The organism is Stella humosa (genome assembly GCF_006738645.1).
Taxonomy (GTDB): Bacteria; Pseudomonadota; Alphaproteobacteria; order ATCC43930; family Allostellaceae; genus Allostella; species Allostella humosa.
Genome location: NZ_AP019700.1, coordinates 5,711,358 through 5,724,476, shown reverse-complemented (window position 1 = coordinate 5,724,476; position 13,119 = coordinate 5,711,358). Strand labels below are relative to the sequence as shown.

The 13,119-nt window shown below is 70.0% G+C and carries 6 protein-coding genes and 1 pseudogene; all 7 read right to left on the bottom strand.

Annotation, left to right across the window (positions count from 1 at the left end; translation table 11 throughout):
- Positions 1-2: 2 nt before the first annotated feature.
- The 7 genes and pseudogenes from pstB to STVA_RS26925 all read right to left on the bottom strand — a co-directional run bounded on the left by pstB (position 3) and on the right by STVA_RS26925 (position 13,029).
- Positions 3-836, bottom strand: a complete 834-nt coding sequence (pstB, locus tag STVA_RS26955) for a phosphate ABC transporter ATP-binding protein PstB (RefSeq protein ID WP_123690260.1) — start codon at positions 834-836, stop codon at positions 3-5.
- A 16-nt stretch (positions 837-852) separates the two neighbouring features.
- On the bottom strand, positions 853-2,586 hold the full coding sequence (gene pstA / locus STVA_RS26950) for a phosphate ABC transporter permease PstA (RefSeq protein ID WP_123691288.1): 1,734 nt from the start codon (positions 2,584-2,586) through the stop codon (positions 853-855).
- Between the two features lie 39 nt (positions 2,587-2,625).
- Positions 2,626-5,247, bottom strand: coding sequence for an ABC transporter permease subunit (locus STVA_RS26945; protein WP_179955428.1), 2,622 nt, complete (start codon positions 5,245-5,247; stop codon positions 2,626-2,628).
- A 73-nt stretch (positions 5,248-5,320) separates the two neighbouring features.
- The gene (locus tag STVA_RS26940; protein WP_123690262.1) at positions 5,321-6,292 is read right to left on the bottom strand and encodes a PstS family phosphate ABC transporter substrate-binding protein; all 972 of its coding nucleotides are present in this window, start codon (positions 6,290-6,292) and stop codon (positions 5,321-5,323) included.
- Between the two features lie 107 nt (positions 6,293-6,399).
- Positions 6,400-7,818, bottom strand: a complete 1,419-nt coding sequence (locus STVA_RS26935) for a sensor histidine kinase (RefSeq protein ID WP_123690264.1) — start codon at positions 7,816-7,818, stop codon at positions 6,400-6,402.
- Between the two features lie 43 nt (positions 7,819-7,861).
- Positions 7,862-10,130: pseudogene (locus STVA_RS26930) on the bottom strand (NADP-dependent malic enzyme).
- A gap of 157 nt (positions 10,131-10,287) precedes the next feature.
- The gene (locus STVA_RS26925) at positions 10,288-13,029 is read right to left on the bottom strand and encodes a calcium-binding protein (protein ID WP_123690266.1); all 2,742 of its coding nucleotides are present in this window, start codon (positions 13,027-13,029) and stop codon (positions 10,288-10,290) included.
- Between the last annotated feature and the right edge of the window lie 90 nt (positions 13,030-13,119).

Here is a 13,119-nt window from a genome sequence, read left to right as displayed (position 1 = left end):
TGTCAGCCGAACCGGCCGGTCACATAGTCGCGCGTGCGGCCCAGCTTCGGGTTCGTGAACATGGCCTCGGTCTCGCCGTACTCGATCAGCCGGCCCAGATACATGAAGGCGGTGTTGTCGGACACGCGGGCCGCCTGCTGCATGTTGTGGGTGACGATGATGATGGTGTAGCGGCCCGACAGATCGTCGATCAGCTCCTCGATCTTGGCGGTCGCGATCGGGTCCAGCGCCGAGCAGGGCTCGTCCATCAGCAGCACCTCGGGATCGGCCGCGATCGCGCGCGCGATGCACAGGCGCTGCTGCTGGCCGCCCGACATGCCGAGCGCGCTCTGGTGCAGCCGGTCCTTCACCTCGTCCCACAGGGCCGAGCCCTTCAGCGCGCGCTCGACCGTCTCCTCCAGCACGTGGCGGTCGCGGATGCCGTCCACCCGCAGGGGGTATATGACGTTCTCGAAGATCGACATGGGGAAGGGGTTCGGCTTCTGGAACACCATGCCCATACGCTTGCGCAGCGCGATGACGTCGACCCGGCGATCGTAGATGTCGGTGCCGTCGAACATCACCCGGCCGCCGGTGCGCAGCCCGTCGATCAGGTCGTTCATGCGGTTGAGCGAGCGCAGCAGGGTCGACTTGCCGCAGCCGGACGGGCCGATCAGGGCGGTGACCAGGCCGCGCTCGACCGTCATCGACACGCCGTGGAGGGCCTGGGCGGCCCCGTACCACAGGCGGAAGTCCTCGATCGCGAGCGCCGTGCCCTCGGGCCCGCGCTTCAGGTGATAGACGGTCTCGGTCTCCGTCACGCTGGGACGGACATCGTCTGCGGCGAGCGCCACCATGCTGTTCTCCTGACCGTCAGAACTGGCTGCCGGCGAACTTCCGCTTCAGCCGATTGCGGATGACGATCGCCGAGATGTTCATGAGGAAGATGAGGCCGATCAGCAGCAGCGTGGTGACGAACACCATCGGCTTGCCGGCCTCGGAATTGCGCGACTGGAAGCCCACGTCGAAGATGTGGAAGCCCAGATGCATGAAGCTGCGTTCGAGGTGGAAGAAGGGGAAGTAGCCGTCGAGCGGCAGTTCGGGTGCCAGCTTCACGACCCCCACCAGCATCAGCGGCGCCACCTCGCCCGCACCGCGCGCCATCGCCAGGATGATGCCGGTCATGATGCCGGGCATGGCCCGCGGCAGGACGATGTGGCGGATCGTCTGCCACTTGGACGCCCCGCAGGCGAGCGAGCCCTCGCGCATCGAGCGCGGCACGGCCGACAGCGCCTCCTCGGTGGCGACGATGACGACGGGCACGGTCAGCAGCGCCAGCGTCAGCGACGCCCACAGGATGCCGCCGGTGCCGAAGGTCGGGTTGGGCAGGCGCTCGGGGAAGAAGAGGCCGTCGATCGACCCGCCCAGGACATAGGCGAAGAAGCCCAGCCCGAAGACGCCGTAGACGATGGACGGCACCCCGGCCAGGTTGTTGACCGAGATGCGCACGATCGACACGAGCCGGCCCTGGCGGGCGTATTCCCGCAGGTAGAGCGCGGTGACGACGCCGAAGGGGGCGACGACGATGACCAGCAGCAGCGTCATCACGAAGGTGCCGAAGATGGCCGGCAGCACGCCGCCCTCGGTATTGGCCTCGCGCGGCTCGTCGGACACGAACTCCCACCAGCGCGAGGCGTAGACGGCGAGCTTGCCCGCCAGGTCGAGGTCGTTGGCGGGATAGAGGCGCACGACCGAGGACAGGTTGATGGTCTTCTCGGCGCCGCCGACCTCGGCGAGCGTGATGCGGCTCAGCGCGTCCTCGGCCTTCAGGGCCTGGGCCTCGGCGGCCAGGCGCGCATAGTCGGCCTGCAGCGCCTGTTCCAGTTCGGCGAAGCGGGCCTGGGCAGCCGTGTGCTCTGGCGTGCCCTTGCCGTTCTTCAATGCGACCCGGCGCAGCGCCAGCCGCCCGCGCTCCAGCCGGTGGTTGATGTCGCCGATCAGGTCGCGCTCGATATGGCGGATCTGGCGCCAGCGCGCGCGCGCCGTGTCGTGGGCGACGGCGAGCGCGGCGCGATCGGCCGCCAACTCGGGGCGGGCCTGGCCATCGACGGCAACGCCGGCGATGCGGCCGACGAACGGGCCCCATTCCAGCCGCTCGACGAAGACCAGGCCGGGCGGCGTCGCGGTGCCGGTCACGGCGAAGTCCGACACCCAGCGGAAGTCCTCGTTGTAGATGTCGTAGTTGCCGGTGCGGTAGAGGGTGCGCGTCGCCGTGCCGCCGGCCGCCGCGATCGCGCCGCGGACGGCGGGGTCGAGGGTCGCCAGCAGCTCCGGCCCGGGGCGGAACGTCTCGCTGCGGAAGGGTTCGCCCGCGACGCGCGCGCCGTCGGCCTGGGTGACGACGACGAGCGGCTTGGGCCAGAAGGTGGCGACGCCGTTCCAGAACACGAGCAGCAGGAAGCCCACGATCATGGCGCAGCCGAAGGCGAGCGCGCCGCCGAAGGCCCAGAGGTTGGGTTCGCCCACCGCACGCATGTCGGTGGTGCGGGTGCGGGCGGCATGGGCGGCGGTGCGCGGCGCCACGGCATCGATCGGGGTCGAGGTCATCGGGTCCATCCGTCGGGGCTGGGCGTTCGGGGCTGGGCGCTAGAGCTGGACCGCGCGCTTGCGGAAGCGCTGGCGGATGATTTCGGCGCCGGTGTTGATGACGAAGGTCATCACGAACAGCGTCAGGGCGGCCAGGAACAGGGTGCGATAGAGCGTGTCGTCCTTCACCGCCTCGGGCAGCTCGACTGCGATGTTGGCCGACAGCGCACGCAGCCCGTTGAAGACGTTCCATTCCAGGATGGGCGTGTTGCCCGCGGCCATGACGACGATCATCGTCTCGCCGACCGCACGGCCCATGCCGACCATGACCCCGGCGAAGACGCCGCTGGCCGCCGTCGGCAGGATGACCGAGATCGCCGTCTGCCAGGGCGTGGCGCCGCAGGCGAGGCTGGCCGCGCGCAGGTGCTCGGGCACCGCGTTCAGCGCATCCTCGGCGATGGTGTAGATGATCGGGATGACGGCGAAGCCCATGGCGAAGGCGACCACCAGCGTGTTGCGCTGGACATAGGTGTCGACCACGCCGCCGCGCGGATCGAACCCCGCGCCGGTCAGCAGGCGCGCCGCCAGGAAGGCGATGAGCGCCGACGCCGCCAGCAGCGCCACCCAGCGCACCAGGTCGAGCAGGCCGGCCGCCGTGCCGCCGCCCCGGCGCTGCATCGCCAGGAACCAGGGGCCGGCCAGCCGCTCGAACGCCGTCATCGCTACCAGGAAGGACAGCGGCAGCAGGACCAGGAACATGAACGGCGTGCCGGTGCCGATGTCGCGGTTGACCCAGGCCTTGAAGTTGCCGGCGAACAGGGCCTGCTCGAACCCGCGGCCGAGCCACAGGCAGGCCAACAGGCCGACGCCGAGCGCCACGAAGATGAGCACCAGCTTGGGCAGGCCGCCGAAGCGCCGGGCGGTGTCGCCGGGCAGCAGTTGCCACAGGTGGGCGGCGGCGAAGAGCGACAGCGGGATGGCGAAGAAGGCGAGCAGGACCGACGACAGCCAAGTCTCGACCAGCGGCGCCAGGATGAGGGCGGCGATGAAGCCCAGCACCACCGACGGCAGCGAGGCCATCATCTCCATCGTCGGCTTCACCACCGCGCGGACGCCGCGATGCACGAACTCCGAGGTGTAGATGGCCGCCAGCAGCGCGATCGGCACGGCGAACAGCAGCGAATAGAGCGTCGCCTTCAGCGTGCCGAAGACGAGCGGGACGAGGGACAGCTTGGGCTCGAAGCTGTCCGTGCCGGACGAGGACTGCCAAGTGTAGGAGGGCGCGGAGTAGCCTTCGTACCAGACCGGCCCGAAGATGGTGCCGACCGTCGTCTCGGGGTGGGGCACGTCGATGCGCCACAGATGGACCCGGCCGTCGGCGTCGACGGCGACGATGCCGTCGTCGCGCGGCGTGATCTGGGCCGAGGCGATCGCCTTGCCGCCGGCCGCGGCCAGCTTCAGCATGGTTTGCTCGCTGGTCGAATGGCGCAGCCAGACATTGCCGGCGGCGTCGCCGGTGACCAGCATCTTGGTGCGCTGGCTGGCGCCGATGGCGGTGACGGCGGCGGGCTGCGGCGCCAGGCGATGGGCGCGGACCAGGGCATAGCCGTCGCTGCTGCGCGCGCCCGGCCGCTGCAGGCGGAAATAGACGTCGGTCGTGCCCTTGGAGCCGCCGACCACCAGCGAGATCTCGCCGATCAGGAAGTAGAGGCTGGTCAGTTCCTCGTCCGCGCCCAGCAGGTCGACCGATTCGGCCAGGGTCGGCTGGGCGAAGTCGCGCGTGTCGAAGCGATGGATCATGCCGCCCGCCTCGCCGACATAGACCTGGTCGGCCTTGTCGGTCATCAGCACGGTCTTCACCTTGGTGCCGGCCGGCAGCGCCGGCAGCGTCGCGGTGCGGGTTTCGGTGCGGGACTGGCGCGTCAGCATGTTGGTGCGCGTCTCGCTGGTGCCGATGCGGGCGATGCCGCTGGCGTCGACCGCCACGAACGCCTTGGTCGGGCGCTCCGTCGTGCCGCCGATGCGATAGTCCAGCGCGATGATCGCCGAGCCGTCCTCGGCGATCTTCTGCGGCGGCTCCAGGGCCAGTTCGGGCGCGATCCGGCGCACCTGGTTGCCGGCGATGCGCGACCACACGACCTTGCCGTCGGTCAGGTCGCGGTCGTCAAGCCGGGTCAGGCCGGGGGGAAGCTGGTCGGCGGGCAGGACCTGGGTCGCCATGCGCATGCGCGCGAAACGGATCGTGCCGTCGGCGAAGCCGAACGCCATGTCTTCGCGCTTCAGCGTCCGGCCGAAGCCGGTGACGGGCACGCCCGCGAAATCATAGGCCAGCGGCGCCAGGGGGCGGCCGGTCGGCAGGTGGAAGGCGACGACGGCACCGGACGGGCCGATCTTCAGGCCGATGGTCCGGTATTCGTCGGTGGAAACCATGAGCGTGCCGGTGTCGCTGCCGGCCACGGCATAGTCGGCCCGGTCCTGGACATGGCCGCCGGTGAAGAGCGGCACCACCACCTGGGCCAGGAACGCCATGATGCCGAACACGGCGACGATGACGAACAGGCCGCCGATGGTGATGGTCCAGTCGGCGACCTTGTCGGCAATCAGCACCGAGCGGCGGGTCTCCTTGCGCCGGCGCGGCGCGGACGGAGAGGGGGTCGAGGCGGCGGGATCGATTGCGGACATGGCACCAGGCTCCGGCGGACGCGGCTTGAAGGAGGAGGCGGAGGGGCCGGTCGCGACCCCTCCGCCATGCGCCCTACATCAGCTTCTTGGCCTTCAGGTCTTCCTCGGCGATCGCCTGGGTGACCGGGAAGTAGCCGTCCTTCAGTACCGCTTCCTGGCCCTGGCGGGAGTAGACGAACTTGATGAATTCGCCGCGGGCCGGGTCGAGCGGCTGGTTCGGGTTCACGTTCGCATAGATGTAGAGGAAGCGGGCGAGGGGATACTCGCCGGCATAGGCGGCGGCCGCCGTGGCGGGCGCGCACTTCTCGCCGGCCTTGCCGGCCAGCGGCACGGCGCGGACATCGGCCGTGGCGTAGCCGATGCCGGAATAGCCCATGGCGAACTTGTCCGAGGCCACACCCTGGACGACCGTGGACGAGCCCGGCTGTTCCTTCACGGCGTCCTTGAAGTCACCGTTGAACAGGGCGACTTCCTTGAAGTAGCCGTAGGTGCCCGAGGCCGAGTTGCGGCCGTAGAGGGAGACCGGCTTGGCCGCCCATTCGCCCGTCAGGCCGAGGTCGCCCCAGGTCGCGGCCTCCTTGTTGGAACCGCCCTTGCGCGTCTTCGAGAAGACGGCGTCGACCTGCTGCAGGGTCAGGCACTGGATCGGGTTGTCCTTGTGGACGAAGACCGCCAGGGCATCGACCGCGCCGCGGATGGCTGCCGGCTTGTAGCCGTACTTCTTCTCGAACGCGTCGATCTCCGCCCCCTTCATCGGGCGCGACATCGGACCGAACTGGGCCGTGCCCGCGACCAGCGCCGGCGGCGCGGTCGAGGAGCCCTTGCCCTCGATCTCGATCTTCACGTTCGGGTACATCTTGTTGAAGCCTTCGGCCCACAGCGTCATCAGGTTGTTCAGCGTGTCGGAGCCGATCGACTTGATGCTGCCGGACACGCCGGACGTCTGCTTGTAGCTGGCCAGCGCCGGGTCCAGCGTCTGGGCGTGGACCGGGACGGCGACCGAAACGGCGACCGCGGCGGCGATGAGCGTGGTGTTCCGCACCATGTGCGCGTCTCCTCTGGGGGGATACCGGGGGACGGGACCGAAGGTTCGGCCTCGTCGCTGCGCGGCACCCTACCGACCAGGCAGGACGCTTATATGACCTGGGCGTTTCAGTTTGATGACGGCGGCGGCTCGGCCACGGGCAGGTGGATGGTGAACCGGCTGCCCTGCCCGGGCTCGCTGGCGATGTCGAGCCGGCCGCGATGGCGGGCCACGATGTGCTTGACGATGGCCAGCCCCAGCCCTGTCCCGCCCATGGCGCGCGAGCGCGCCGGGTCGACGCGGTAGAAGCGCTCGGTCAGGCGCGACAGGTGCTCGCGCGGGATGCCCTCGCCCTGGTCGGCCACGGCAAGCGCTATGCCGGGGCGGCCGCCGGCCAGCGTGCCGCGCGGCGAGCGTTGCAGGGTGATGGCGACCGGGGTGCCGCGGCGGCCGTACTTGATGGCGTTGTCGATCAGGTTCTGCAGCACCTGGGCGATCTGGTCGGCATCGGCCTGGACCAGGGGCAGGCCGGCGGTCGCCACCAGGTCGATCGACGAGCCACGCGAGCGGGCCTTCATCTCCATCGTCTCGACGGCGGCGTGCACGATCTCGCCCAGGTCGACGCGCCCCGACGGCGGGGTATGCTCGTCCTGCTCGATGCGCGACAGCGACAGCAGGTCCTCCACCAGGCGGGCCATGCGGTGGGCCTGCTCGTGCATGATGGCAAGGAAGCGGTCGCGCGCCTCCTCGTCGTCGCGCGCCGGCCCCTGCAAGGTCTCGACGAAGCCGACCAGGGTGGAAAGCGGCGTGCGCAGCTCGTGGCTGGCATTGGCCACGAAGTCGGCGCGCATGCGCTCGGCCCGCTTGATCGCCGTCACGTCGTGCAGCGACAGCAGGGCCGCCACATCCTCCAGCACACCATCCCTGGGCATGCCGGCGGCGTGTTCCAGCCGCATGATGCGGGCCACCAGCTCGCGCGCGACCGGGGTCGAGACCGCGAAATCGACGGCGCGCGACGCCTCGCCCGCCAGCACGGCGTCGGCCGCGGCCAGGACCGCCGGGTGACGGATCGCGGCCGCCAGGTCGCGCCCGACCGGGGAGCCGCCGAACAGCTCGGCCGCGGCGGCATTGGCACGCACCACCCGCCGCGCCGGATCGATCAGCAGCAGCGGATCGGGCAGGGCGGTCAGGATCGCCTCCTCGGCCTGCAGCCGCTGCTCGACGGCGCGCCGCCCCTGCTCCTTCTCGTGGTGCATCCGGCGCACGGCGTCCCACACCCGGCGCAGGCTCTCCGACGGGCCGGTGTCGGGCCCCGGCGAATCGCCATGCCGTTCCAGCCGGTCGACCGCCACCTGGAGGCTGTCCACGCCCAGCACGTAGGGCCAGACCAGCACCGCCGTCGCCAGCAGCACGACGGCCAGGGCGAGCGCGGCCACGCCCGGGGCGATGACGCCCAGGACGAGCAGCAGTAGCAGGACGAGCAGCCCCGGCGAGGCAACGGTGGCCGCATGCAGCACGACGCGGCGAAGGGTCGGCCACCGGTCCATGGTGCCGCCCGCCGCTGCGCTGTCGCCCAGGGGCCGCCCGGCCCTAGCGCGTGGCGTCGTGGGCCGCCAGGACCGCCATGTTGACGAGGTCGGACACCGTGGCCGACGTCTCGACGATCTGGGCCGAGGCCGACAGGCCCATCAGCAGCGGCCCGATGACGACGCCGCCGCCCAGCACCTGGAGCATCTTGGACGAGATGTTGGCGCTGTGCAGGGCCGGCATGATCAGGATGTTGGCCGGGCCCGACAGGCGGCAGAAGGGGTAGAGCCGGCGCATCAGGTCGTGGTTGAGGGCGACATCGACCGACATCTCGCCGTCATATTCGAAGTCGACCTTGCGCTGGTCGAGGATCGCCACCGTCTCGCGCATGCGCTCGGTGCGCGAGCGGGCCGGGTTGCCGAAGTTGGAATAGGAGAGGAGCGCCACGCGCGGCTCGACGCCCATGGCGCGGGCCTGGGCCGCGGCCTGGACGGCGATCGAGGCCAGTTCCTGGGCGGTCGGCAGCTCGTTCACCGTGGTGTCAGCCATCAGCACCGTCTGGCCCTTGGCCAGCAGCAGCGTCATGCCGAACACGACCTGGTCGGGCTCGGGGTCGATGACCCGGCGGACTTCCTCGTAGGCATCGAAATAGTTACGGGTGACGCCGGTCACCAGCGCGTCGGCATCGCCGCAGGCCACCATCAGGGCGGCGAAGACGTTGCGGTCCTGGTTGACGAGGCGCTGGCAGTCGCGGCGCAGGAAGCCGTTGCGCTGCATCCGGGTATAGAGAAAGTCGGTGTAGCGCGGGTTCTGCTGGCTGAGGCGGGCGTTGTGGATCTCGATCCCGTCATGCCGGGCGAGCCCGATCGAGCGCATGCTTTCGAAGATGCGCTCCTCGCGGCCGATCAGGACCGGGGTGCCGAAGCCGCCATTGGCGTACTGCACGGCCGCCCGGATCACCTTCTCCTCCTCGCCCTCGGCGAAGACGACGCGGCGCGGGTTGGCCTTCACCTTCTCGAAGATGAATTGGAGGATGTCGGCGGTCGGGTTGAGGCGGGCGCGGAGCTGGCGGCGATAGCCGTCCATGTCGGTGATGGGCTTGCGGGCGACGCCCGAATCCATGGCCGCGCGGGCGACCGCCTCCGGCACCTTCTCGATCAGGCGCGGGTCGAACGGCACGGGGATGATGTAGTCCGCGCCGTAGCGCAGGCGGCGGCCGGAATAGGCGCTGTCCAGCTCGTCCGGCACGTCCTCGCGGGCGAGTGCGGCCAGCGCCTCGACGGCGGCGATCTTCATCGCGTCGTTGATTGTGGATGCCCGCACGTCGAGCGCGCCGCGGAAGATGTAGGGGAAACCCAGGACGTTGTTCACCTGGTTGGGATAGTCCGAGCGGCCGGTCGCCATGATGGCGTCGGGGCGCACCTCGCGCACCAGCTCCGGCCGGATCTCCGGGTCGGGGTTGGCCATGGCGAAGATGATCGGCCGGTCAGCCATGCTGCGGACCATGTCGGCCGTGACCGAATCCTTCACCGACAGGCCGAAGAAGATGTCCGCGCCCACCATCGCCTCGGCCAGCGTGCGGGCCTCGGTCTGGACGGCGTGGGCCGACTTCCACTGGTTCATGCTCTCAGTGCGGCCCTGATAGATGACGCCCTTGGTGTCGCACAGGATGGCGTTCTGGTGCGGCAGGCCCATCGACTTCAGCAGCTCGACGCAGGCGATCGAGGCCGAGCCGGCGCCGTTGATGACCATGCGCACGTCGCGCAGCTCGCGACCCGTCAGGTGCAGGGCGTTGACGAGGCCGGCCGCAGCGACGATGGCGGTGCCATGCTGGTCGTCATGGAAGACCGGGATGTCGAGCAGCTCGCGCAGGCGCTGCTCGATGATGAAGCATTCCGGCGCCTTGATGTCCTCGAGGTTGATGCCGCCGAAGGTGGGGCCGAGGAAGCGCACGCAGTTGACGAACTCGTCCACGTCGCGGGTATCGACCTCCAGGTCGATGGAATCCACGTCCGCGAAGCGCTTGAAGAGGACGGCCTTGCCCTCCATCACCGGCTTGCCGGCCAGCGCGCCCAGGTCGCCCAGGCCCAGCACCGCCGTGCCGTTCGAGATCACCGCCACGAGGTTGCCCTTGGCCGTGTAGTCGTAGGCCTTGGACGGGTCGGCCGCGATATGGAGGCAGGGAACCGCCACGCCCGGCGAATAAGGCCAGGGACAGGTCGCGCTGGGTCGTCAGCGGCTTGGTCGGGGTGATCTCGATCTTGCCGGGCTTGCCGTTCGAATGGAACAGCAGGGCCTCTTCTTCGGTGACACGGAGTTCGGCGTCTTCCATGGCGTGTCTCGGAAACCTCCCCAGCGAGGCCCCTTGCCGGGCCATCGGAATTTGCGGCCGGGCATAGTGCCCGACCATCGGCCTTGTTGACCAGCCTCAAGACGGGAAGCCCTGACGGGGCGGGCCGTGCCGCCCGCCCCGTCAGGGGCCACGGACCCTAGACGATCATCAGGTCGTCGTCGGTCAGGTCCTTCCGCGCGACCCCCAGCAGCGTCGCCGACGCCCCGTCGCCGAGGTCGATCACGGCATCGCCGTTGATGTCGCTGACCCGCTCCAGGAAGCTGTCGAAGTCGATGATGCCGCTGCCGTTCACGTCCGACGCGATTTCCAGCCGGTCGGACCCGGCCTCGAAATCGGTCACCACGTCGACGCCGCTGTCGGCCAGGAAGACGAAGACGTCGTCGCCATTGCCGCCGGTTATGGTGTCGGCGCCGCGGTCGCCGGCCAGCCGGTCGACGCCCTCGCCGCCATCCAGCACGTCCTGGCCCTGGCCGCCGCGCAGCGTGTCGGCGCCGTCGCCGCCGAACAGCCGGTCGTTGTCGCCGCCGCCATTCACCTGGTCGTTGCCGTTGCCGCCCTCGACCGTGTCGGCGCCGAGGTCGCCGTTCAGCCCGTCGTCGCCCTTGCCGCCGCGGATCAGGTCGTCGCCCTGGCCGCCCCAGACGGTGTCGACGCCGCTGGTCGTGCCGGCGATGTCGTCGCCCCAGATCGTGTCGTTGCCCTTGCCGGCCGGCAGGAAGTCGTTGCCGCCGCCGCCGATCAGGCTGTCGTTGCCGTCATGGGACACCAGGATGTTGTTGCCGGAATTGCCGATCATCACGTTGGGCAGGTCGTTGCCGTCGGCATTCAGGTTGGCCTGGCCCTGCATCGTGATGTTGGGGATGAAGTCCGGCATGTCGACCGAGGCCGAGCTGTTTACGAGCCCGATCCCGTCCTCCTCCTTCACCGCATCCAGTTCCTGGAAGGTGGTGATGGTGATGGCCTTGCCGCCGGGCTCCGGCGCCGGGCCCGGATCGTCGGGCGGCGGCGAGGCGGGGGCGGTGTGCGTGCCCTTGGAATCCTGCACCTGCTCGATGCCCTTGGCATAGATCGCCGCCAGCTCGCTGTCGGAGAAGGCCAGGGCCAGCGCGCGCACGATGTCGTCGGTGCCGCCCTCGTCGAAGGCGATGCGCGTCACCTCGTCGATGCTGTCGAGGATGTAGAGGTCGTTGCCGGTGCCGCCATTGTAGGCGTCGACGCCCTTGCCGCCGTCCAGCGTGTCGGCGCCCGCCCCGCCGACCAGCGTGTCCTTGCCGCCGAACCCGAGGATCAGGTTGTTGCCGCCATTGCCGACCAGGGAATCGTCGCCGGCATCGCTGCCATAGAGATCCTCGAAGCCGGACAGGCGGTCGCCCTCGGCGTCGCCGCCGGCCTGGGCCCCGTCGCTCGCCAGGTTGACCGAGACGCCGGCTGCCGACAGGGCATAGCTGGCGACGTCGCGGCCGCCGCCGCCCACCAGCGTGTCGGCGCCGGCCCCGCCCTCGATCAGGTCGTCGCCTTCGTCGCCCGAGATGGAATCGGCGTCGTCGCCGCCCGAGATGGTGTCGGCGTCGGCCCCGCCCGAGATCGTGTCGGCGCCGGCCAGCCCGGCGATGGCATCCTTGCCGCCGCCGCCATCCAGCCGGTTGGCGACGGAATCGCCGCCGATCGTATCAGCCCCGGCCGAGCCGATGACCCCTTCGACCGCGCCGAACTCGTCGTCCTCGGCATCGCCGCCGCTGCCGGTGCCGCCGGCTAGGTCGATCGTCACCGGTGCGGCGGAGGTGGCGTAGGAGATGACGTCGAAGCCCTCGCCGCCGTCGATCTCGTCGCCGCCGGCACCGCCGTCGATGGTGTCGTTGCCCTGCCCGCCGGTCAGCGTGTCGTCGTCGGCGCCGCCCGCCAGGAAGTCGTTGCCCGAGCCGCCGTCGACGACGTCGGCCCCGCCCTCGCCCTCGATCGTGTCGGCGTCGGCGTCGCCGGTCAGCGCGTCCTGGCCGGCCCCGCCCAGGATCGAATCATTGCCTTGCCCGCCCGAGATCGTGTCGGCGCCATTGCCGCCATAGAGCGAATCGATGCCGTTGCCGCCCTGGATCCAGTCGTTGCCGCCGTCGAAGTCGCGCTCGTCGATCAGGTCGTTGCCGTTGCCGCCGATCAGGCTGTCGCCGCCATTGCCGCCATGCAGGCGGTCGTCGCCATCCTCGCCGCGCAGGTCGTCGGTATCGTCGCCACCCAGCAGGCTGTCGTTGCCCTGGCCGCCCAGCACCGTGTCGTCGCCGGCATCGCCCAGGACGGTGTCGTTGGCCTGGCCGCCGACGATGCTGTCGTCGCCGCTGCCGCCGTCGACGAGGTCATTGCCGTCGTCGCCCAGCAGGATGTCGTTGCCGGCGCCGCCGTCGAGGGCGTCGGAGCCCTGGCCGCCATGGATCGTGTCGGCGTCGGCATCGCCCGCGATCGAATCCGAACCGTCGTCGCCATAGATCAGGTCGAGGCCATTGCCGCCCGCCAACGTGTCGTTGGCGAGGTCGCCCAAGATGGTGTCGTTGCCGTCCTCACCGAAGATCAGGTCATTGTTGCCGTCTCCGTCGAGAGAGTCGGCACCATTGCCGCCATACAGCGAATCCGCGCCGTTGCCGCCGAACAGGTAGTCGACGTCATCGCCGCCGAGCAGGATATCGTCGTCGTTGTCGCCATAGACGGAATCCGAGCCAGCCTCGCCCCAAAGCGAATCATCGCCGGGGCCGCCGCGAATGACATCGACGCCATTGCCGCCCAGCACGGTGTCGTCGCCATTGCCGCCCGTGACGGAGTCCGCCCCATCGTTCAGCCCCTCGGTCTCGGGCCAGAACGCGTCGCCGTCATCGAGATTGATCGTCGCCATGGGTCGCCCTCCCGGTTGCGGCGGCCCGTGGGTCGCCTGCGTTCCTCGCGGTCGCGCCCGGTCCCGCGGGGCGGGCGGCGGATCGCGACT

Excerpts from the sequence above, each read along its gene's own strand:
- pstB (WP_123690260.1), bottom strand. The coding sequence starts at position 836 with ATGGTGGCGCTCGCCGCAGACGATGTCCGTCCCAGCGTGACGGAGACC.
- pstA (WP_123691288.1), bottom strand. The coding sequence starts at position 2,586 with ATGACCTCGACCCCGATCGATGCCGTGGCGCCGCGCACCGCCGCCCAT.
- STVA_RS26945 (WP_179955428.1), bottom strand. The coding sequence starts at position 5,247 with ATGTCCGCAATCGATCCCGCCGCCTCGACCCCCTCTCCGTCCGCGCCG.
- STVA_RS26940 (WP_123690262.1), bottom strand. The coding sequence starts at position 6,292 with ATGGTGCGGAACACCACGCTCATCGCCGCCGCGGTCGCCGTTTCGGTC.
- STVA_RS26935 (WP_123690264.1), bottom strand. The coding sequence starts at position 7,818 with ATGGACCGGTGGCCGACCCTTCGCCGCGTCGTGCTGCATGCGGCCACC.
- STVA_RS26925 (WP_123690266.1), bottom strand. The coding sequence starts at position 13,029 with ATGGCGACGATCAATCTCGATGACGGCGACGCGTTCTGGCCCGAGACC.